This is a genomic window from Micromonospora sp. NPDC052213 (genome assembly GCF_040679695.1).
In the GTDB taxonomy this organism is placed as follows: domain Bacteria; phylum Actinomycetota; class Actinomycetes; order Mycobacteriales; family Micromonosporaceae; genus Micromonospora.
Window position 1 is genome coordinate 21178 of sequence record NZ_JBFAVI010000002.1, and the last position, 19281, is coordinate 40458.

The following is a 19281-nucleotide window of genomic DNA, read 5'->3' on the forward strand; positions in this document are numbered from 1 at the left end:
TCACCAACGTCCTCTCGATATGCGTACAGCCAGGTAGACCAGGCCACCGGCGAGCGCGCCCAGGCCGGCGACCAGCAGGCTGACGAACCCGATCTCGGTAACCATCGCGACCATCCTATGCTGGGCCCCATGGCCCGCACTCTCGTCGTCAAGGCCACCGCCGGCGCGGACGCCCCCGAGCGGTGCGCCCAGGCCTTCACCGTCGCCGCCACCGCGGCCGCCGCCGGGGTGCACGTGTCGCTCTGGTTGACCGGGGAATCGACCTGGTTCGCGCTGCCGGGCCGGGCGCAGGAGTTCGAGCTGCCGCACTCGGCCCCGCTGGCCGAGCTGCTGCACGTGATCCTCACGACCGGCACGGTGACCGCCTGCACCCAGTGCGCCGCCCGTCGGGACATCGGCCCGGACGACGTCCTGCCGGGCGTCCGCATCGCCGGCGCGGCGGTCTTCGTCGAGGAGGCGATGGCCGAGGGGGCGCAGGCGCTGGTCTACTGACCCTCGCCCCTCGATACCGGCCCGACGGGTGGAGCCGGTGCCTACGATTCGGAATGTGACCGAGGCGACGGAGCGGTTCTTCGAATCACTGCCGGCGCGCGCCCCGCAGGTGCTGCGCAGTCCGGTCAGCGGGACGATGCAGATCGACCTCGCCCGGGGCAACCAGACGGCGCACTGGCTGGTCCGGCTTCAGCCGGGCGCGATCGACGTCAGCCGCAACCGGGGGCCGGCCGACGCGATCTGGTACACGAGCGAGGAATTGTTCGACCGGCTCGTCACCGGCCGGGCCCAGGCGATCTCGAGCGTGCTGCGCAACGAGAGCAGCTTCAGCGGCGAGGTCGTGCTCTTCCTGGTGTTCCGCCGGTTCTTCCCCGACCCGCCCGGCACCCGGGATCCCCGCGAGGTCGCCCGCGAGCAGGCCGGACGGCTGCGGTGAGGGAGTCGGTCAGCATCCTGGACGGCAACACCTTCCTGGTCAGCGACCGGCACGGCGACATCGAGCCGTCCCTCGACTTCCCCACGGGGCTCTTCTCATTCGACACCCGGTTCCTCTCCACCTGGGTGCTGACCCTCGACGGCGAGCGGCTGCACGCGCTCAGCGTCGACGACGCGGAGTCCTTCCGCACCCGCTTCTTCCTCGTCCCCGGCGAGCCGACCCACTACCTGGACGCGAAGGTGTCGGTGATCCGGCGCCGGTCCATCGGCGACAGCTTCGAGGAGGAACTGACGCTGCTCAACCACGCCGGAAAGGAGACGGAGTTCACCGTCCGGTTGGACATGGGCGCCGACTTCGCGGACCTGTTCGAGATCAAGCACGTCCGGCAGAAGCACGGCCACAGCACCGCCACCGTCGGCGACGGCGAGCTGCGCCTCACCTACCGCCGGGAGAACTTCCACCGCGAGACGGTGATCAGCTCCAGCGCGCCCGCACACGTCGAGGTGTCCGGCATGACCTTCCGGATCCGCCTCGGCCCACACGGCGAGTGGCGCACCCGGCTGAAGGTGGCCACCGTCATCTACGGGGCACGCGGCGAGGACATCCGGGCCAACCTGCCGCTGTACGGCGGCAGTCGCACCTCGGAAGCGATCCGGGCCGAGCACGGCGAGCTGATCGCCCGGGCGCCGAAGCTCGGCTGCGACTGCCAGCCGCTGGCCGGGGCGTACCGGCAGAGCGTGGCCGACCTGGCGGCGCTGCGCTACGAGTCGATCACCCTCGGCGTGCGGCTGATGGCCGCCGGGCTCCCGTGGTTCATGACCCTGTTCGGTCGGGACAGCATCATCACCTCGCTCCAGGTGGTGCCCTTCCTGCCGGAGCTGATCCCGGCGACGATCTTGATGCTGGCCGGCCTCCAGGGTCACCGGATCGACGACTTCCGGGACGAGGAGCCGGGCAAGGTCCTGCACGAGCTGCGCTACGGCGAGACGGCGGGTTTCGAGGAGCAGCCCCACTCGCCGTACTACGGGTCGGCGGACTCCACGCCGCTGTTCGTGATCCTGCTCGACGAGTACGAGCGGTGGACCGGTGACGCCGGGCTGGTGCGGCATCTGGAGGCCCAGACCCGCGCCGCGCTCGCCTGGATCGACACGTACGGCGACCTGCTCGGGACCGGATACCTGTGGTACCAGACGCGCAACCCGCAGACGGGGCTGCAGAACCAGTGCTGGAAGGACTCCTGGGACTCGATCTCCTACCACGACGGCCGGCTGCCCGGCTTCCCCCGCGCCACCTGCGAACTCCAGGGGTACGCGTACGACGCGAAGATCCGCGGCGCACGGCTGGCCCGGACGTTCTGGGGCGACCCCGCGTACGCCGACCGGTTGGAGCGGGAGGCGGCCGAGCTGAAGATGCGGTTCAACCGGGACTTCTGGATCCCGGAGCGGGAGTTCTACGCGCTCGCCCTCGACGCCGACGGCCGGCACGTGGACGCGCTCAGCTCCAACATGGGGCACCTGCTGTGGAGCGGCATCGTGGACGAGTCGCGGGCCGGCCGGGTCGCCGAGCACCTGCTGGGTCCGCGGCTCTTCTCCGGCTGGGGCGTACGGACCCTCGCCGACGACCAGGGGCGGTACAACCCCGTCGGCTACCACGTGGGGACGGTGTGGCCGTTCGACAACTCGATCATCGCCTGGGGCCTGTGGCGGTACGGGTTCCGCCGGGAGGCCAGCCAGATCTGCGAGGCGATGCTTGCCGCGTCCCGGTTCTTCGGGGGGCGACTGCCGGAGGCCTTCGCCGGCTACGAGCGGAGCCTCACCGAGTACCCGGTGGAGTACCCGACCGCGTGCAGCCCGCAGGCATGGTCGGCGGGCACCCCGCTGCTGCTGCTACGGGTGATGCTGGGGCTGGAGCCGCAGGGCGAGCACCTGATCATCGATCCCGCCGTGCCCGAGGGGATGGGGCGGGTCGAGCTGCTCGACATCCCCGGCCGCTGGGGTCACGTCGACGCGCTCGGGCGCAGCCGCACCCCGCACGACCACGCCCCCGGCCACTGACCGCCGGCCTCAGGCCGGACAGCCGGTGGTGGCGGAGAGGGCGACCCGGTCACCCGCGAGACCGGCGATGACCGTGACGCCGCCGCGCCGGTAGGCGTACGCCTGGGGGGTGTTCAGCAGCGGGACACGGGCGACAGGGGCGAGCGTGGCGGCCGGGGACGGCGGGGCCGGGACGACGTCGGCGCGGGCGGTTCGGGCGGCGCCGCCGGCGGGGCAGGGCGCGACGACCACCTCGGGGGCGGCTCCGGCCGGGCCGCCGAGGGCCCGCAGCGCCGCCGCCAGGGCCTCGGTCTCCGCGCCGGTGGCGCCGGTCGCCGGCGCGGCGTAGCCGTCGCCGACCGGCCGGCAGCCCGTGTCGGCGGTCAGCCGGACCCGGCCGTCCCCGACGACCGTGCCCTCGACGGTGACGAACTCGCCCGCGTCGGCGCGCAGCCGCGGGCCGTCATCCGAGGTCACCCGGACCCCGGCCCGCCAGTGCCCCGGGAGCCGCTCCGCGACCCGCTCCAGCAGTGCCCGCTCCACGCCGACGGGGACGAACACGTCCACCCCGCGGATCAGGACGGCGCCGTCGGCGAACGGGGTGACCCGGCAGCCCCGCTCGATCTCGGGCGGGGTCAGCACGGCGGTGTCGCCGGCCGCCGCGACCAACTCGCCGACCGCGCGGTCGACGACCGGGCCGGCCTCGGCCAGACTGCGCTGCTCCCGGACGGTCGGCGGGTCGTCCCGCACCGACGTCCAGGTGAGCACCGTCAGCAGCACCGCCCAGGCCACGGTGGCGGCGAGCAGCCAGGGCAGCCACCGCCGGGAAGCCGGCCGGTCGGGACCGGTGGGCGGGGCCTGCCCCGCCGCTACGACACCGTTCACGACGCCATCGTGTCACGCCGGTGGAACGCGCCCGGAGACGGTCGTGGCCCGCCCCTCGGCGAGGGGCGGGCCACGGGCCGATCAGAGCGTGGGTCAGGAGGCGACGGTGACGGCGACCTCGTTGATGCCCCGGCCGGCGGTCACGGCGGTGTCGCCGTTGCCGTGCCGGGAGAGCGCCCGCAGGGTCCAGGTGCCCGGCGCGGCGAAGAACCGGAACTGGCCGGCCGGCGAGGTCACCACCTCGGCGGTGAACTCACCGGTCGAGTCGAGCAGCCGGACGTACGCGCCCGGCACGGCCTCGCCCGCGTCGGACCGGACGACGCCGGTGATCACGGTCTCCTTCTCCAGGTCGAGGCTCGCGGGCAGCGGGGCGGCCTGGTCGGGAGCGGCGCAGCCGGCAGCGGTGGGTGCGGTCATGGCTCAGGCCTCCCCGGGCTCGTCGCCGAGCGCGACCGGCACGCCGACCAGCGAGCCGTACTCGGTCCAGGATCCGTCGTAGTTCTTCACGTTGCGGTGCCCGAGCAGCTCCTGGAGCACGAACCAGCTGTGCGAGGAGCGCTCGCCGATCCGGCAGTACGCGATGGTCTCCCTGCTGTCGTCCAGCCCGGCGTCGGCGTAGATCCTGCGCAGCTCGTCGTCGGACTTGAAGGTGCCGTCCTCGTTGGCCGCCTTCGACCACGGCACGCTGATCGCGGTGGGGATGTGCCCGGCCCGCTGCGCCTGCTCCTGCGGCAGGTGGGCGGGGGCGAGCAGCCGGCCCGCGAACTCGTCGGGGCTGCGCACGTCGACCAGGTTCTTGGTGCCGATCGCGGCCACGACCTCGTCGCGGAAGGCCCGGATGGAGGTGTCCGGCTCCTGCGCCACGTACTGCGTCGCCGGGCGGGTCACCGCGTCGGTCACCAGCGGGCGGGCGTCCAGCTCCCACTTCTTGCGGCCGCCGTCGAGCAGCTTCACGTCGCGGTGGCCGTAGAGCTTGAAGTACCAGTAGGCGTACGCGGCGAACCAGTTGTTGTTGCCGCCGTAGAGGATGACGGTGTCGTCGTTGCCGATGCCGCGCTCGGAGAGCAGGGCCTCGAACTGACTCTTGTTGACGAAGTCCCGGCGCACCTGGTCCTGCAGGTCGGTCTTCCAGTCCAGCTTGATCGCGCCGGCGATGTGGCCGGTGTCGTAGGCCGAGGTGTCCTCGTCGACCTCGACGAAGACGACGCCCGGGGCGTCGATGTTCTTCTCGGCCCACTCGGCCGAGACGAGTGCGGTGTCGCGACTCATCAGATCACTCCCTGGTGAGGATGGATGGTGAGCCAGCGCGCGGAGATCGATGAACATAACTGTCGCACCACGCGCGGGACCCATAGCGAGGAAACGGATCACGGGTTCGTGCGACGGCGCCGCTGCCGGGCGTTCGGTGGGAGAGCACCGGGGGTACGCGGACCCTGAGTGCCACTGGCTGCGTCAGGCAGCCGAGGACAGCCCCGCCGTCAGATGACGGGGCGACACAGGCAGGTGGCCACGCGGCACAGGTCGACCGCGCGCCGTTTGGTGAGGAGCGTCCCCATGAGCAGGGAGCCTACCAGCCACGCCCGATGACGCCACCGGACCGACCAGCATCCGGGACGCGCCACCGCGCCACCGGACCGTCGCCCCCGCGCTCGCGCCGGCGGCTCAGCCGACGGCGGAGTTGATCGGCACGTTCTTCGCGTCCGCGGTCACCGCCAGCCCCTCGGGCAGCGGCCGGACCTCCCGGACGGCGAGCTGGAACGGCAGCTCGGGCAGGGGCACGTCGACGGAGATGCTCTTGGCGTAGTTGCTGAGCATCGTCCGGGCCAGCGGCACGTTCGGCAGCCCCTCGGCGTTCAGGTCGTCGAAGCGCAGCGCCACCTGCCCCTCCTTGCCGACGGTGATGTCGGCGGTGCCGGTCACGGTGAGCCGCTGACCGAGGATGTCGACCGGGGCGGTGACGGCGAGCCGGCCGCCCTGCTCGCCGAGGGTCAACCCGGGCCGGTCGAGCAGCTTGGCGAGGCTGTCGTAGCTGATGGTGCCGGTGCCGTCGACCGTCTCGGCGACCACGTCACCCTGCCCGGAGCGGATCGTGTCCAGCGACGCGCGGACGTTGCGGGCGTCCACGTCGAGCTTCGGCAGCGCGACCACGTCACCCTGCACCGAGCCCCGCACGTCGCGCAGCCCGATGGAGATGCGCTCGTACCGGCCGTCGAGCACCTGGGTGAGGAACGGGAAGCCGCCGACCTCGACCTCCGGCGCCGAGGACTGCGCCCCCTGCTTGGCGACCTCCTGCCGGATCTGGTCGGCGATGGCGCGCTCGGCCACCCCGGCCGCGACCCGGTCGGCCACGACGAGCAGGCCGCCGAGGACCAGGAGCAGGACGACGAGGGTGACGAGCACCTTGCGCCCGCGTCGACGGGGCCGCTCCTCGTACGTGTGATCCTGCGCCACGCCGCCTCCTGTCGTGAGTGCCCGGGGTGCCGCGTAGCGGCCTCTCGATGGTTACCCGGACGGGGAAATCCTCAACCGCGCGTCAGAGGACCAGCTTGCACATGGCGTACGCGGCCGGCGCGGCGAGGGCGAAGCCGCCGAGCGGCCCCTGCATGTGCCGGGCCACCCACATGGTCGGCGGCTCCCCCGCCATCAGCCGGCCCGCCTCCGCGTACCCCACGGCGAGGTCGGCCAGCACGGCGGCGACGGCCGCGACCAGCCCGATGATCGCGGCCCTGGTCGGGGTGAAGGGTGCCACCAGGTAGCTGCCGAGGGCGGCGCTGACCAGCGTGCCGACCATGGCGCCGCCGACCACGCCGGCCGCGCCCCGGGGCACCTGCGGCGCCAGCCGCGGCCAGGGCGCCACCGCGTCGGTGAGCCGGGCGACGGTGAGCGCGACCCCGCTGGCGGTGAGGCAGACGGTGATGGCCTGGGTGCCGGCCGGGATCCGGCTGAGCGTGATCAGGGTGGCGAAGGCGACGACGCCCACCACGATCAGCAGGGTGCCGCCCAGGGAGTCGGTCACCCGCACGCGGTCGACCCGCCGGACGAGTTGGCCGAGCACCCCGAGGAGGAAGGCGCCCGCCGCGACGTAGCCCAGCGGCGCCAGTCCGGCGACGTCCGTCTGCACGGCGGCGGCGTCGGCCGCGACCGCGGCGGCCACGCTGACCAGGGCGACCAGCAGCAGCGCCGGCGGCCGCATGGCCATCGTCCAGGCCAGCACGAAGAGCAGTTGCACGCCGAGGACGATGCCCGCGAACGGCAGCCGGTGGCCCGGGCCGGAGGTCTGCGCCCCGAGCACCAGGCCGATGCCGAGCAGGACCGCGAACCCGGCGACGGCCAGCGCGAGCGGGCGGCGCACCTCGACCGGCTCGACCATCTCCTCGTCCGGCTCGGCGTCCGCCTCGTCGTCGGGCCGGCGCGGCGGCTCGCCACCACGACGGGCCCGACGCGGCCCGCCACGCTCGCGGCGGGCGCCGTCGTCGTCTGGGGCGGGCCCGGTGCGCGGCGCCGGCGGCTGGCCACGGGACGGGGCCGACGGCCCCGGGCGGGGCCCGTCGGACCACGGGTCGCGGCCGGTCTCTGGCGAGCTGGAGGGAAACACGCCCCGATCGTGCCAGACCGGCCGGCCGGCGCGGAGGTCGCGGTTTCGGCAACGTTAAAACCTGAGGCGCGATCATGGGCAAGCCGGGCAAACGGGAAAGGACGCGAAGGTGACGCCGGGGCCATCGGTTACGCTCAAGCCGCTACCCGCCCGTCAGCGACGCCGGGACCCACGCAAGTTCATCAGCGCCACACCCCCTGCGGAAAGCGCTGGTCGCGCGCGGCCGACGGCCGCCGGGACGGAGGTGATCGTGGAGATCCTGCTGCTGGTGACCGCACGCGCCGGCGAAGCATCCGCTGTGCTGCCGGCACTCGACCTGCTGCCGCACTCGGTCCGCACCGCGCCGCGCGACGTCCGCACCCTGGTGGCCGGCCCCAGCCCGGACGCGGTGCTGGTCGACGCCCGTTCCGAGCTGAGCGAGGCCCGGGCCACCTGCCGGATGCTGCACGCCACCGGGCTCGGCGTGCCGCTGGTCGCGGTGGTCACCGAGGCCGGGCTGATCGCGCTCAACGCGGACTGGGGCGTCGACGACGTCATCCTCGCCTCGGCGGGCCCGGCGGAGGTGGAGGCCCGGCTGCGGCTGGCGGTCGGCCGGCTGAGCAACGCGACGTCCGGCGCCGGCGGCTCGATCCGCGCCGGCGAGCTCACCATCGACCCGGACACGTACGCCGCGAAGCTGAAGGGCCGGCCGCTCGACCTCACCTACAAGGAGTTCGAACTGCTGAAGTTCCTGGCGCAGCACCCCGGCCGGGTGTTCACCCGGGACCAGCTCCTGCGGGAGGTCTGGGGCTACGACTACTTCGGCGGCACCCGCACGGTCGACGTGCACGTCCGGCGGCTGCGGGCGAAGCTCGGCTCCGAGTACGAGTCGATGATCGGCACGGTGCGGCAGGTGGGCTACAAGTTCGTCGTGCCGCCGTCCCGGTCGCTGCCGGAGTCGGAGCACTCCCCGCTGCCGGTCTGAGTCCTTTTCCCCTTTTGGGGAATTATTCGCGTACGCCCGCTTTGGCGCAGCTCGTCGGTTTTAGTCTGACTGCCGGGTTTGCTAGTAAAGGGGGGCGGCGGCGTGCGCATCGACCACGAGGGCAACGGTTCGGCACGGACGGGCACGACGATCCGGGATCCCTCCGCCGTGCGCGCCGTCGGCATCGTCGTGCTGGTCTTGACCGCCCTGCTCGGCACCGCGTACGCGCTCGGCCGCAGCCTGGTCCCCGACCGGCCCGCCTCCGACGTGACGGCCAGCGGCCAGCACTACGCCGACCAGCCGCCGACGGACGACCCCGACCGGCCCACGCCCGGCGACGACCGGAGCACCGGGCCCGCGGTTGCCGGGCAGGACGGCGGCGCCAGCCCGAGCGGCACCCCGACCGGGGCCGACGGGCCGTACGGAACGCAGACCACCAGCGGCACGTCGCAGGTCGCGCTGACCTTCGACGACGGGCCGGACCCGCAGTACACCCCGCAGGTGCTCGCCCTGCTCCGCGAGCACCACGTCCGGGCCACCTTCTGCGTGGTGGGCGAGAACGCGCAGAGCCACCCCGACCTGATCCGGGCGATCGTGGCCGACGGGCACACCCTGTGCAACCACAGCTGGAACCACGACGTCACGCTCGGCCAGCAGTCGCCGGAGACCATCCGGGCGGACCTGCTGCGCACCAGCGAGGCGATCCGGGCGGCGGTGCCGAACGCCCCGATCGCGTACTACCGCCAACCCGGCGGCGCCTGGACCGGCTCGGTGGTGTCCGTGTCCCGGGAACTCGGGATGACGCCACTGCACTGGACGGTCGACCCGGCGGACTGGGAGACGCCGGGGGCCAGCCGGATCGCCGGGATGGTCCTCACCAACGTCGAACCCGGCTCGGTCGTGCTGCTGCACGACGCCGGCGGCGACCGGCAGGGCACAGTGGACGCCCTGTACGAGATCCTGCCGGCCCTGACCAGCCGGTTCAAGGTGGCGGCGCTGCCCAACGGCGCGACGTGAGGCGCGGCGGACCGCCCGGCGTGGCCGCCCGCCCGGCCCGCCGACGTGAGCCCCGCTACACCGCCCGGCGGGCCGGTTGAAGGTCGGCGGGACCGGCGGCCGACCGGACTACGGTGACGACATGACCAGCGCCGCACCGACCAGCCACCAGGTGACCCGGACCGACCGCCTCAGCCCCGCGCAGATCGCCGACGTACTGGCCCTCGCGGGGGCCGCCGGCGACGCCGACGGGGCGGACCCGTTCGACGAGCACGTCCTGCTCCGGCTGCGGGACCCGGACGCGGCCGCGGTGCACCTGACCGCCCGGGCCGCCGACGGGACGCTGACCGGGTACGCCCACCTGGACACCACCGACGGCGAGGCCGGGACCGGCGTGGAGTTGGCGGTGCACCCGGCGTACCGGCGGCGCGGGACGGGACGGGCGCTGGCCCTGGGCGTGCTGGCGGCGGCCGGCGGCCCGCTGCGGGTCTGGGCGCACGGCGACCACCCGTCCGCCGCCGCGCTCGCCGTCGACCTGGGCCTGCGCCGGGCACGGGTGCTCTGGCAACTGCGCCGGCCGCTGACCGCGCCGATCCCCGAGCCCCGACTGCCCGACGGGGTGACGCTGCGCGCGTTCCGGCCGGGCGACGACGACGACGCCTGGCTCGCCCTCAACGCGCGGGCCTTCGCCGAGCACCCCGAGCAGGGCCGCTGGTCCCCCGCCGACCTGCGGGTACGCCTCGCCGAGCCGTGGTTCGACCCGGACGGCTTCCTGCTCGCCGTCGAGGCGGCCACCGGCCGGCTGGTCGGCTTCCACTGGACGAAGGTCCACGAGCGCCCCGGCTCGGCCCGGATCGGCGAGGTCTACGTCCTCGGGGTGGACCCGGCGACGCACCGGGGCGGACTGGGCCGGGCGCTGACGGCAGCCGGCCTGGCGTACCTGCGGGACCGACGGGGCCTGGACCGGGTCATGCTCTACGTCGACGAGTCGAACTCCGCCGCGGTGGCCCTCTACGAGCGGCTCGGCTTCGCCCGCTGGTCCGCGCACGTGAACTACCAGTCGGCCTGACCGACACCGTCCGGGTCCGCCGCCACAGCGACGGACCCGGACCGACGGACCCGGACCGACGGCGGGTCACCGGCGGATAACGGCGGCGCGTCGGCGAGATAACGGCCTACCGGAAAAATGCCCATACTTCCGACAGGGGCATCCGAGTTCACTTAACGGACAACTCACCCTCAGCGAGCGGTCACCTGCGCTGCCGCACCTGTTCACCTCACGTTCACGTGCGACCGGCGAACCGGCTACCTGGCACTCCTAACTTTTGGACCAGCCGGTCAGCGCCGGCGCCCCGGGCCCCCAATCCGGGTGCGAAGTCAGACGTGAAGGGAAACCCCTCAGGTGAAGCTCCAGCGGCACGGCACTCTCGCCTGCCTCGCTCTTACCGCGACGCTCGCTCTCAGCGCATGCGGCTCGGACAACAACGAGCCCGCGAGCAGCGCCTCCGCCTCCGGGTCGGCCGCCGCCGCCGACTGCGCCACCGGCACGCTGAACGCCCAGGGCTCGTCGGCGCAGAAGAACGCCATGGACGAGTGGATCAAGGCGTACCAGCAGAAGTGCTCCGGTGCGAAGATCAACTACGAGCCGTCCGGCTCGGGCGCCGGCATCCAGGCCTTCATCGCCGGCACCGCCGACTTCGCCGGCTCGGACTCCGCCCTCAAGGAGGAGGAGCAGCCGCAGGCCAACGCCAAGTGCGTCGGCGGCGCCGCGATCAACCTGCCGATGGTCATCGGCCCGGTCGCCATCGCCTACAACGTCAACGGCGTGGACAACCTCCAGCTCAAGCCGGCCACCCTGGCGAAGATCTTCGCCGGCAAGGTGACCAAGTGGGACGACCCGGCCATCAAGGCCGACAACCCGGGCGCCACGCTGCCGTCGACCGCCATCAACGCGGTGCACCGCTCGGACTCCTCCGGCACCACCGACAACTTCACCGACTTCCTCGCCAAGACCGCCGCGTCCGACTGGACCTTCGGCAAGGCCAAGGAGTGGAAGGCCCCGGGCGGCACCGGTGCGGCCAAGTCGGACGGCATGGCCAGCGCCATCAAGAACCAGGACGGCACCATCGGCTACGTCGAGTGGTCGTACGCCGAGAACGGTGGCCTGAAGACCGCCAAGATCGGCAACGGTGCCGGCGAGTTCGCCGAGCTGACCGCCGAGTCGGCCGGTAAGACCATCGCCGGCGCCGAGGTGGTCGGCCAGGGCGACGACCTCAAGATGAAGATCGACTACAACACCAAGGAGGCCGGGGCCTACCCGATCGTCCTGGTGACCTACGAGATCGTCTGCTCGAAGGGCCTGCCCGCCGACAAGCTGCCGCTGGTCAAGGGCTTCCTCGGCCACGCCGCCAGCACCGCCGGCCAGGCCGACCTCACCGAACTGGGCTACGCCCCGCTGCCCGAGTCGGTCCGCACCAAGGTCGAGGCCGCGGTCAAGAACCTCGCCTGACCCGCCTCACCGACACCATCACCACCACCTCAACTCGAAGCGAGCGAGCAGATGGGTGAAACCCCTCAGCGCTCGGCCGACGCCGGCACCGGCGGGACCCGCGTGACCGAAGGTCACGAGCGGCCCGTCGGTGCCTCGGCGCGTCTGGCCGAGCCACCAGTCAGCACCCGCATCCCGGGCGGAGCCGGGCTGGGCGGCGGTGGCGCGCTGCCCCGGGCCCGGGCGTTCGGCGCAGAGCGCGCCTTCCGGGGCCTCACCCTGGCCGCCGGCGTCGCCGTCCTGGTCATCATCGCCGCGATCGCGGTCTTCCTGATCGCCAAGGCCGTGCCGGCGCTACGGGCCAACACCGAGGGCTTCTGGACCTTCGAGGGCTGGTTCCCGAACGACGCGGAGCCGAAGTTCGGCATCGGGGCGCTCGCCTTCGGCACCGTGCTCAGCTCCGCCCTGGCCCTGCTGATGGCGGTGCCGGTGGCCCTGGGGATCGCGCTCTACCTGTCCCACTACGCGCCACGCCGGCTCGGCACCACGCTGGGCTTCCTGATCGACCTGCTGGCCGCGGTGCCGAGCGTGGTCTTCGGCCTCTGGGGCCGGGACGTCTTCATCAACCCGGTCCGGGACTTCTCCACCTGGCTGAACACGTACTTCGGGTGGATTCCGGTCTTCGGCGGCGACGGCCCGTTCGGGAAGTCCATCATGCTGGGCGCGCTGGTCCTGGCGATCATGGTGCTGCCGATCATCACGTCGCTCTCCCGCGAGGTGTTCCTGCAGACCCCGACCGCCAACGAGGAGGCCGCCCTCGCCCTCGGCGCCACCCGCTGGGAGATGATCCGCACCGCGGTGCTGCCGTACGGCCGCCCCGGCATCGTCGCCGCGGTGATGCTCGGGCTGGGCCGGGCGCTCGGCGAGACCATCGCCCTGGCGATGACCCTCGGCATCACCTTCAGCATCTCGTTCAACCTCATCGAGAGCGGCGGCAACACCATCGCCGCCAACATCGCCAACACGTTCGGCGAGGCGAACGACACGGGTCGGGGCGCGCTGATCGCCTCCGGTCTGGTGCTCTTCGCCATCACGCTGATCGTCAACATCACGGCGCGGGCGATCATCCACCGCCGCCGGGAGTTCACGGAGTCGGCCGCATGACCACCACAGTCACGACGCACCGGAACCGTCCGCCCGCGCAGCCGCCCACCCTGAAGGCCCGGCGGCTGCCGAAGTACGCCGCACCGGCCGTCGCGGCGGCCGCGCTGCTGGTCGCCGCCGCGGTCGTGTACGGCGCCGGCATCGGCGGCCCGGTGCTGGTCGTGGTACTCGGCGCGGTGCTCTACCTGGTCGGCCTCTTCGCCGCGGCGAACGCGGTCGAGGGGCGCCGGTCGGCACGCAACCGCACCTGGAGCGCGCTGATCCACTCCGCGTTCGTGCTGGCCGTCCTGCCGCTGGCCTCGGTGGTCTGGACGCTGGTCAGCAAGGGCGCCGAACGGCTGGACGGCGACTTCTTCCTCACCTCGATGAACAACATCGGCGCCCGCGACCCGAACGGCGGGGCGTACCACGCGATCGTCGGCACGTTGCAGCAGGTCGGCATCGCCGCCCTGATCACCGTCCCGCTCGGCATCCTCTGCGCCATCTACGTCGTCGAGTACGGCCGGGGCCGGTTCGCCTTCGCGATCCGGTTCTTCGTGGACGTCATGACGGGCATCCCGTCGATCGTCGCCGGCCTGTTCGTGCTGGCGTTCTGGGTGCTGATCGTCTCGCCGTGGTTCAACGACGGCCGGCCGAGCTTCTCCGGCTTCGCCGCCGCGCTCGCGCTGAGCGTGCTGATGCTGCCCACCGTGGTCCGCTCCACCGAGGAGATGCTGCGTCTCGTCCCGGCGCCGCTGCGCGAGGGGGCGTACGCCCTCGGCGTGCCGAAGTGGAAGACCATCCTGCGGGTCGTGCTGCCCACCGCGCTGCCGGGCATCGTCACCGGCGTCATGCTCGCCATCGCCCGCGCGGCCGGCGAGACCGCCCCGGTGCTGCTCGTCGCGGGCGGCGGCGCGGCGATCAACTTCAATCCGTTCGAGAACAACCAGTCGTCGCTGGCCCTCTTCGTCTACCAGCAGGCGGGCGACGCGTCCCGGTACGCGCCGGCGCGGGCGTGGACCGCGGCACTCACCCTGGTCGCCCTCGTGCTGATCCTGACCGTCGCGGCGAAGCTGCTGGCCCGCCGCAACCGGCTCGGCCGATGAACCCCGGAGGTACCACCACCATGGCCAAGCGCATCGAAGCCTCGAACGTGACCGCCTACTACGGCGCCTTCAAGGCGATCGAGAACATCAACCTCACCGTCGAGCCGAAGACGGTGACCGCCCTGATCGGCCCGTCCGGCTGCGGCAAGTCCACCTTCCTCCGGTCGATCAACCGGATGCACGAGGTGCTTCCCGGCGCCCGGGTCGAGGGCAGCCTCACCATCGACGACCAGGACATCTACGACCGGGACGTCGACGTCACCGCCGTCCGCCGCATGATCGGCATGGTCTTCCAGCGGCCGAACCCGTTCCCCACCATGAGCATCTTCGAGAACGTGGTGGCCGGCCTGCGGCTCAACGGGGTCCGCAAGAAGTCGATCCTGGACGAGGCGGCCGAGAAGGCGCTCCGCTCGGCCAACCTCTGGGACGAGGTGAAGGACCGGCTCGGCAAGCCCGGCGCCGGCCTCTCCGGCGGTCAGCAGCAGCGGCTCTGCATCGCCCGGACCATCGCGGTCGAGCCGCAGGTGGTGCTGATGGACGAGCCCTGCTCGGCGCTCGACCCGATCTCCACGCTGGCCATCGAGGACCTGATGTTCCAGCTCAAGGACAAGTTCACCATCATCATCGTCACGCACAACATGCAGCAGGCCGCCCGCGTCTCGGACCGGACCGCCTTCTTCTCCATCGAGAAGACCGGCGACCCGGGCCGCCTGATCGAGTACGACAACACGCAGAAGATCTTCAGCAACCCCGGGGTGAAGAAGACCGAGGACTACATCACCGGCCGCTTCGGCTGAACCGGCCCCGTCCCCGCCCACCGGCGTCCCGTCCCCGTCCCGGGCGGGGCGCCGTCGGCGTCTGCGGCCCGGCCCCCGACCGCGTCGGCCGACTCCCGTCCCGTCGGTCCCCGACCAGGGCGCACGGCAGCGCCGGCACACGGCGGCGCGGATGCGGCGGTCAGGCCAGCACGAAGCGGGGTTCGCCGTCGTCGGGCAGGTCGAGGCGCGGGGCGACCGGGGTGGCGGCGTCCCGGGTCGCCGCCGCCGCGGCGACGCCGGCCAGGTCGCCGCCGGCGGCCACCTGGGCCAGGGTCACCAGGGTCGGCGGCAGCATGGTCAGCTCGCCCGCCTCCGCCCGGGCCAGGGCGTCCGCCGGGCGGATCCACAGGGTGTGGTCGGCCTCGCCGGAGACGTCCCGGGTCCGCTGCCCCTCGGGCAGGAGAGCCACGAAGAAGTACGTGTCGAAGCGGCGCGGCTCGAACTCCGGCGTGATCCACCGGCTCCACGGCAGCAGCAGGTCCGACCGGAGGGTGAGCCCGCGCCGGGCGAGCAGGTCCGCGAAGCCGGCCCGGCGCTGCTCCAGCGCCACCCGGTCGGCCTCCCAGTCGTCGCCGCTGACGTCGCCCACCACGGCCCCGGCGTCGGGGCCGGCGAGCAGGACCCCGGCCTCCTCGAACACCTCGCGGGCGGCGGCGCAGACCACCGCCTGGGCGGCCGCCGGGGTCTGCCCCAGCCGCTCGGCCCAGCCGGCCGGCGTCGGGCCGGCCCAGTCCAGGTGCGCCTGCGAGTCCGAGGGGTCGACCCCGCCGCCGGGGAAGGCGTACATCCCGCCGAAGGCCATCGCGGCGACCCGCCGGATCAGGTACACCTCGAAGTCGTCGCCGGCCGGGCGGAGCAGCAGCACGGTGGCCGCGACCCGGGGCGCCGCCGGGATGCCGCCCTCGGCGCGGAACCGGCGGGCGTGCTCCACCAGCGCCGGGGGTGCGGGGAAGCCGTCGGCGTGGATCGTCATGCGCCGAGCCTAGTTCCCGACCGGTGGATCGCCCGCCCTGTGGTCCGTTGATCCGGCACTGGCGTGGCCGCCATGACCCGTCGGGGCATCCCGGCCACTGCCGGAGAGCCCCTGGTCCCGCACGCGGCCACCCTGGAGGTGATGGCCCTGCTCGACGGGATCCGCGCCCGGATCGGCGTCGACTACGCGTGCCGCCCCGGGCGGTGGGGCGGGCCCCCGCGGGTCGGCGGGGGCCCTCCGGGTGAGCCGTCAGCTGAAGAGCGGGCGGGCCAGGAAGTACATCAGGGCGCCGATCGAGCCGGCCGCCGGGAACGTGAGGATCCACGCGCCGACGATGTTGCCGGCCACGCCCCACCGCACGGCGGAGAGCCGCTTGGTGGCGCCGACACCCATGATCGCCGAGGTGATCGTGTGGGTGGTCGAGATCGGGGCGCCGAGGACCAGCGCGTTGAAGTAGAGCACCGAGCTGGCCACGGTCTCGGCCGCGAAGCCCTCCGGCGGCTTCAGGTCGATGATCTTCCGGCCGAGCGTCCGGATGATCCGCCACCCACCGGCGTACGTGCCGGCGGCCAGCACGGCCGCCGAGGTCCAGAACGCCCACTCCGGGATGAAGCTCGGGTCGTCCTGGTAGCCGCCCACGTAGAGGGCGAGCACCACGATGCCGATGGTCTTGGCGGCGTCCTGCATGCCGTGGCCGACCGACATCGCGGCGGCCGACGCGGTCTGCGCCCAGCGGAAGCCTCGGTTGAGCTTGCCGGGGTGCCCCTTTCGGAAGATCCACTGTACGGCGATCATGACGATGTAACCGAGCAGGAAGCCGACCATCGGCGAGAGGATCATCGGGATGATCACGCTCTCCCCGATGCCGCTCCAGAGCACGGTGCCGGACGCGGCGACGGTCGAGCCGACCAGTCCGCCGATCAGCGCGTGCGACGAGGACGACGGCAGGCCGAAGTACCAGGTGATCAGGTTCCACACGATCGCGCCGATCACGCCGGCGAAGACGATGCCGAGGCTGGCCTGCCCGGTGGGTAGTTTCACCAGGCCGCTGCCGACGGTCTTGGCCACCTCGGCGCCGAAGTGGGCGCCGATGAAGTTGCCGACCGCCGCCATGGCCAGGGCCACCCGGGGTGTGAGCGCCCGGGTGGAGATGCTGGTCGCGATCGCGTTGGCGGCGTCGTGGAAGCCGTTGGTGTAGTCGAACGCCAACGCCACCGCGATCACCGCCAGCACGGCGATGAGTTCGGGGCTCACAGGATCAGGACTCCTTGACCGCGATGGTCTCGACGGTGTTCGCCACGTGCTCGAAGGAGTCGCAGGCGGCCTCCAGCTCGTCGGCGACCTCCTTCATCTTCAGCACGGTCAGTGCGTCGTACTCGCCGGAGAAGAGGCGGACCAGCAGCATCCGGTACGCCTGGTCGCCGTCGTTCTCGAGCCGGTTGCACTCGATCCAGTAGTCCTCGAGGTCCTTCATCGACTTCAGCCGCGGCATGGCCTCGGCGGTCAGCTTCGCCTGCGCGTCGAGGACGTTGATCAGCTCGTGCATCTCCCGGGGCAGCGACGGGATCTTGGTGAGCCCGTAGAGGTAGAGCAGGTTGCCGACCGCCTCGAGGTGGTCCATCACGTCGTCCAGCAGCGAGCCGAGCCGGTAGATGTCCTCCCGGTCGAACGGCGTGATGAAGGTGGAGTTGATCTTCTTGTAGAGCTCGTGGGTGATCTGGTCGCTGTCGTGCTCCACCTCGGTGAGCCGCTCGCTGACCGACTGCACCTCCACACCGGGCAGGGCCAGCTCGTTGAGCAGTTCGGTGCCCTTCACCAGGTTCTGCGCGGCCCTGGTGAAGAGCTCGTAGAAGGCGCCCTCGTTCGGGCGGAAGGAAAACTTCACAGCACGGACCTCGTCGTGTCGGTGGAAGGGTACGGCCGCCCGGAGGGATGCCCGACTGGGAATGCTAGGAAACGACGGAAGCGGGAATTCCGCGGCCTCCCCCTGGTCAGGCCACATTCATCGGTCGTTCACCTGTCGTTCACCTACGACGTTTCCCTCAGATCCCAGCAGCCGCTCCCGTTCCCGCCGGACGTCGAAACCGGCAGGCGGATACCCCGGATGCAGGGGTGCCGAACGTCTCCCTGAGCAGGTGCGCGACCGCCCGGTCGCGGTACCACCCGCGGTCCGCCGGCGCCGCGTACCAGCCCCGCCCCGTCCGCCCGTCACGGCGGGGCGGTGGACGGGTCGGGGTGGCGGGAGAATGGGCGAAGGCCGGTGCTGGGAGGTTCGCGTGCGGGATCTGGCGACGGAGTTCGAGGCCGAGCGGGGGCGGCTGCTGGCGGTCGCGTACCGGATGCTCGGCAGTCGTGGCGAGGCCGAGGACGCCGTGCAGGAGACCTGGCTGCGGTACGCCGCCGCGCTCGCCGACCCGGCGGCCCGCGCCGAGATCCGGCACCTCGGCGCCTGGCTGACCACCGCCTGCGCCCGGATCTGCCTGGACGTGCTGCGCTCGGCGCGGGTGCGGCGGGAGGCGTACCCCGGCCAGTGGCTGCCGGAGCCCGTGGTGACCCCGCTCGACCAGGGCCCGCGCACCGACGGCTTCGCGCCCGACCCGGCGGAGCGCGCGGTCCGCACCGACCAGGTCGGCACGGCGCTCATGGTGGTGCTGGAACGGCTCACGCCGGAGCAGCGGGTCGCCTTCGTGCTGCACGACGTCTTCGCCGTGCCCTTCCCCCGGATCGCCGAGGCGCTCGGCACGACCGACGCCGCCGCCCGCCAGCTCGCCTCCCGGGCCCGCCGGGCGGTGCAGGCGCCCGACGCACCCCGGGACACCGCCGACCCGGTCGAGCAGCGCCGGGTCGTCGCCGCGTTCGTCGCCGCCGTCGAGTCGGGCGACCTGGACGCGCTGGTGCGGGTGCTCGCCCCGGGCGTGGTCCTCATCGGCGACAGCGGCGGCCACTTCCCGGCGGCCCGCCGCCCGGTGGTCGGCGTCGACGCGGTGGCCCGGTTCGTCCTGGGCATCTTCGGCCGGGCCGGCCGCTACGGCGCCACGGTGCGCACCCGCCCGGTGCTCGTCGACGGCGTGCTGGGCATGCAGATGGAGACGGTGCACTCCGACGGCCGGCCGCTGCGGGTGGTCGCCGCCCTGGCGGTGGACGGCGGCCGGGTGACCGGGATCTTCCACCAGCTCAACCCCGAGAAGCTGCGCGCCGTGCCGCCGCTGGGGGCCGACGACGGCTGGCCGCCACGCTGGTGACCCCCGGCGCCGCGGCGGCGACATCCAGGTGCCGCGTCACCGACGCCCGGACGCCGCGTCGGTGCCCCGTGGGCCCCGTGTCGGTGGCGGCGCTCGGGCGCGCCCCGGCC

Annotated in this window: 21 protein-coding genes; 11 read left to right on the forward strand and 10 right to left on the reverse strand. The window is 72.9% G+C overall.

Going from position 1 to position 19281, the window contains the following annotated elements; all coding sequences use genetic code 11:
• On the reverse strand, nt 1-105 hold the full coding sequence (gene mtfM / locus AB0L34_RS00840) for a small membrane protein MtfM (RefSeq protein WP_267897534.1): 105 nt from the start codon (nt 103-105) through the stop codon (nt 1-3).
• A 12-nt stretch (nt 106-117) separates the two neighbouring features.
• Here mtfM and AB0L34_RS00845 point away from each other — a divergent pair, with 12 nt between their 5' ends.
• Genes AB0L34_RS00845 through AB0L34_RS00855 form a run of 3 tightly spaced genes read left to right on the forward strand, consistent with a single transcriptional unit; the run spans nt 118 to nt 2982 of the window.
• Nucleotides 118-492: a DsrE family protein gene (locus tag AB0L34_RS00845; protein WP_350706940.1), complete on the forward strand. Its 375-nt coding sequence runs from the start codon at nt 118-120 to the stop codon at nt 490-492.
• A gap of 55 nt (nt 493-547) precedes the next feature.
• Nucleotides 548-928, forward strand: a complete 381-nt coding sequence (locus AB0L34_RS00850; RefSeq protein WP_357457553.1) for an SCP2 sterol-binding domain-containing protein — start codon at nt 548-550, stop codon at nt 926-928.
• On the forward strand, nt 925-2982 hold the full coding sequence (locus AB0L34_RS00855) for a glycogen debranching N-terminal domain-containing protein (RefSeq protein WP_363700777.1): 2058 nt from the start codon (nt 925-927) through the stop codon (nt 2980-2982). The genes AB0L34_RS00850 and AB0L34_RS00855 overlap by 4 nt, the downstream gene beginning before the upstream one ends.
• Before the next feature lie 9 nt (nt 2983-2991).
• Here AB0L34_RS00855 and AB0L34_RS00860 read toward each other — a convergent pair whose 3' ends face one another.
• The 6 genes from AB0L34_RS00860 to AB0L34_RS00885 form a co-directional block, all read right to left on the reverse strand.
• Nucleotides 2992-3846, reverse strand: a complete 855-nt coding sequence (locus AB0L34_RS00860) for a hypothetical protein (RefSeq protein ID WP_363700779.1) — start codon at nt 3844-3846, stop codon at nt 2992-2994.
• Between the two features lie 93 nt (nt 3847-3939).
• Complete coding sequence (locus AB0L34_RS00865; RefSeq protein ID WP_350684595.1) at nt 3940-4263, reverse strand: DUF1416 domain-containing protein; 324 nt, start codon at nt 4261-4263, stop codon at nt 3940-3942.
• A 3-nt stretch (nt 4264-4266) separates the two neighbouring features.
• Nucleotides 4267-5115: a sulfurtransferase gene (locus AB0L34_RS00870; protein ID WP_357457557.1), complete on the reverse strand. Its 849-nt coding sequence runs from the start codon at nt 5113-5115 to the stop codon at nt 4267-4269.
• A 209-nt stretch (nt 5116-5324) separates the two neighbouring features.
• Nucleotides 5325-5402, reverse strand: coding sequence for an Ms5788A family Cys-rich leader peptide (locus AB0L34_RS00875; protein WP_311202345.1), 78 nt, complete (start codon nt 5400-5402; stop codon nt 5325-5327).
• Nucleotides 5403-5508: 106 nt separating this feature from the next.
• Nucleotides 5509-6297, reverse strand: a complete 789-nt coding sequence (locus AB0L34_RS00880) for a DUF2993 domain-containing protein (RefSeq protein WP_363700781.1) — start codon at nt 6295-6297, stop codon at nt 5509-5511.
• An 82-nt stretch (nt 6298-6379) separates the two neighbouring features.
• On the reverse strand, nt 6380-7441 hold the full coding sequence (locus tag AB0L34_RS00885) for a hypothetical protein (protein WP_357457561.1): 1062 nt from the start codon (nt 7439-7441) through the stop codon (nt 6380-6382).
• A gap of 244 nt (nt 7442-7685) precedes the next feature.
• Here AB0L34_RS00885 and AB0L34_RS00890 point away from each other — a divergent pair, with 244 nt between their 5' ends.
• From AB0L34_RS00890 to pstB, 7 genes are all read left to right on the forward strand, one after another.
• Nucleotides 7686-8405 (forward strand): response regulator transcription factor, encoded by a 720-nt coding sequence (locus AB0L34_RS00890; RefSeq protein ID WP_357457563.1) that lies wholly within the window; start codon nt 7686-7688, stop codon nt 8403-8405.
• Nucleotides 8406-8513: 108 nt separating this feature from the next.
• Nucleotides 8514-9422: a polysaccharide deacetylase family protein gene (locus AB0L34_RS00895; RefSeq protein ID WP_363700915.1), complete on the forward strand. Its 909-nt coding sequence runs from the start codon at nt 8514-8516 to the stop codon at nt 9420-9422.
• A 121-nt stretch (nt 9423-9543) separates the two neighbouring features.
• A complete protein-coding gene (mshD, locus tag AB0L34_RS00900) occupies nt 9544-10470 on the forward strand; it encodes a mycothiol synthase (RefSeq protein WP_357457565.1) in 927 nt (308 codons plus the stop codon).
• Between the two features lie 333 nt (nt 10471-10803).
• Nucleotides 10804-11910 carry a phosphate ABC transporter substrate-binding protein PstS gene (pstS, locus tag AB0L34_RS00905; RefSeq protein WP_357457567.1) on the forward strand — a complete coding sequence of 369 codons (1107 nt, stop codon included), beginning with the start codon at nt 10804-10806 and terminating at the stop codon, nt 11908-11910.
• A 51-nt stretch (nt 11911-11961) separates the two neighbouring features.
• Nucleotides 11962-13053, forward strand: a complete 1092-nt coding sequence (pstC, locus tag AB0L34_RS00910; protein WP_363700784.1) for a phosphate ABC transporter permease subunit PstC — start codon at nt 11962-11964, stop codon at nt 13051-13053.
• Nucleotides 13050-14138 carry a phosphate ABC transporter permease PstA gene (gene pstA, locus AB0L34_RS00915; protein ID WP_363700786.1) on the forward strand — a complete coding sequence of 363 codons (1089 nt, stop codon included), beginning with the start codon at nt 13050-13052 and terminating at the stop codon, nt 14136-14138. The genes pstC and pstA overlap by 4 nt, the downstream gene beginning before the upstream one ends.
• Nucleotides 14139-14158: 20 nt before the next feature.
• Complete coding sequence (gene pstB, locus AB0L34_RS00920) at nt 14159-14935, forward strand: phosphate ABC transporter ATP-binding protein PstB (RefSeq protein WP_350684604.1); 777 nt, start codon at nt 14159-14161, stop codon at nt 14933-14935.
• Nucleotides 14936-15095: 160 nt separating this feature from the next.
• On the opposite strand, the gene AB0L34_RS00925 is transcribed toward pstB, so the two are convergent.
• The 3 genes from AB0L34_RS00925 to AB0L34_RS00935 all read right to left on the reverse strand — a co-directional run bounded on the left by AB0L34_RS00925 (nt 15096) and on the right by AB0L34_RS00935 (nt 17814).
• Nucleotides 15096-15929, reverse strand: a complete 834-nt coding sequence (locus AB0L34_RS00925) for an NUDIX domain-containing protein (RefSeq protein ID WP_363700788.1) — start codon at nt 15927-15929, stop codon at nt 15096-15098.
• Nucleotides 15930-16178: 249 nt separating this feature from the next.
• Nucleotides 16179-17183 (reverse strand): inorganic phosphate transporter, encoded by a 1005-nt coding sequence (locus AB0L34_RS00930; protein WP_363700790.1) that lies wholly within the window; start codon nt 17181-17183, stop codon nt 16179-16181.
• A 4-nt stretch (nt 17184-17187) separates the two neighbouring features.
• Nucleotides 17188-17814: a DUF47 family protein gene (locus AB0L34_RS00935; protein WP_350706910.1), complete on the reverse strand. Its 627-nt coding sequence runs from the start codon at nt 17812-17814 to the stop codon at nt 17188-17190.
• A gap of 391 nt (nt 17815-18205) precedes the next feature.
• Between AB0L34_RS00935 and sigJ the strand changes: the two genes are divergently transcribed.
• Nucleotides 18206-19171, forward strand: coding sequence for an RNA polymerase sigma factor SigJ (sigJ, locus tag AB0L34_RS00940; RefSeq protein WP_363700792.1), 966 nt, complete (start codon nt 18206-18208; stop codon nt 19169-19171).
• Nucleotides 19172-19281 lie beyond the last annotated feature (110 nt).

What these genes read in the sequence shown, in the direction of transcription:
- mtfM (WP_267897534.1), bottom strand. Translation starts at nt 105, where the DNA reads ATGGTTACCGAGATCGGGTTCGTCAGCCTGCTGGTCGCCGGCCTGGGC.
- AB0L34_RS00845 (WP_350706940.1), top strand. Translation starts at nt 118, where the DNA reads ATGCTGGGCCCCATGGCCCGCACTCTCGTCGTCAAGGCCACCGCCGGC.
- AB0L34_RS00865 (WP_350684595.1), bottom strand. Translation starts at nt 4,263, where the DNA reads ATGACCGCACCCACCGCTGCCGGCTGCGCCGCTCCCGACCAGGCCGCC.
- AB0L34_RS00870 (WP_357457557.1), bottom strand. Translation starts at nt 5,115, where the DNA reads ATGAGTCGCGACACCGCACTCGTCTCGGCCGAGTGGGCCGAGAAGAAC.
- AB0L34_RS00875 (WP_311202345.1), bottom strand. Translation starts at nt 5,402, where the DNA reads ATGGGGACGCTCCTCACCAAACGGCGCGCGGTCGACCTGTGCCGCGTG.
- mshD (WP_357457565.1), top strand. Translation starts at nt 9,544, where the DNA reads ATGACCAGCGCCGCACCGACCAGCCACCAGGTGACCCGGACCGACCGC.
- pstC (WP_363700784.1), top strand. Translation starts at nt 11,962, where the DNA reads ATGGGTGAAACCCCTCAGCGCTCGGCCGACGCCGGCACCGGCGGGACC.
- pstA (WP_363700786.1), top strand. Translation starts at nt 13,050, where the DNA reads ATGACCACCACAGTCACGACGCACCGGAACCGTCCGCCCGCGCAGCCG.
- pstB (WP_350684604.1), top strand. Translation starts at nt 14,159, where the DNA reads ATGGCCAAGCGCATCGAAGCCTCGAACGTGACCGCCTACTACGGCGCC.
- AB0L34_RS00925 (WP_363700788.1), bottom strand. Translation starts at nt 15,929, where the DNA reads ATGACGATCCACGCCGACGGCTTCCCCGCACCCCCGGCGCTGGTGGAG.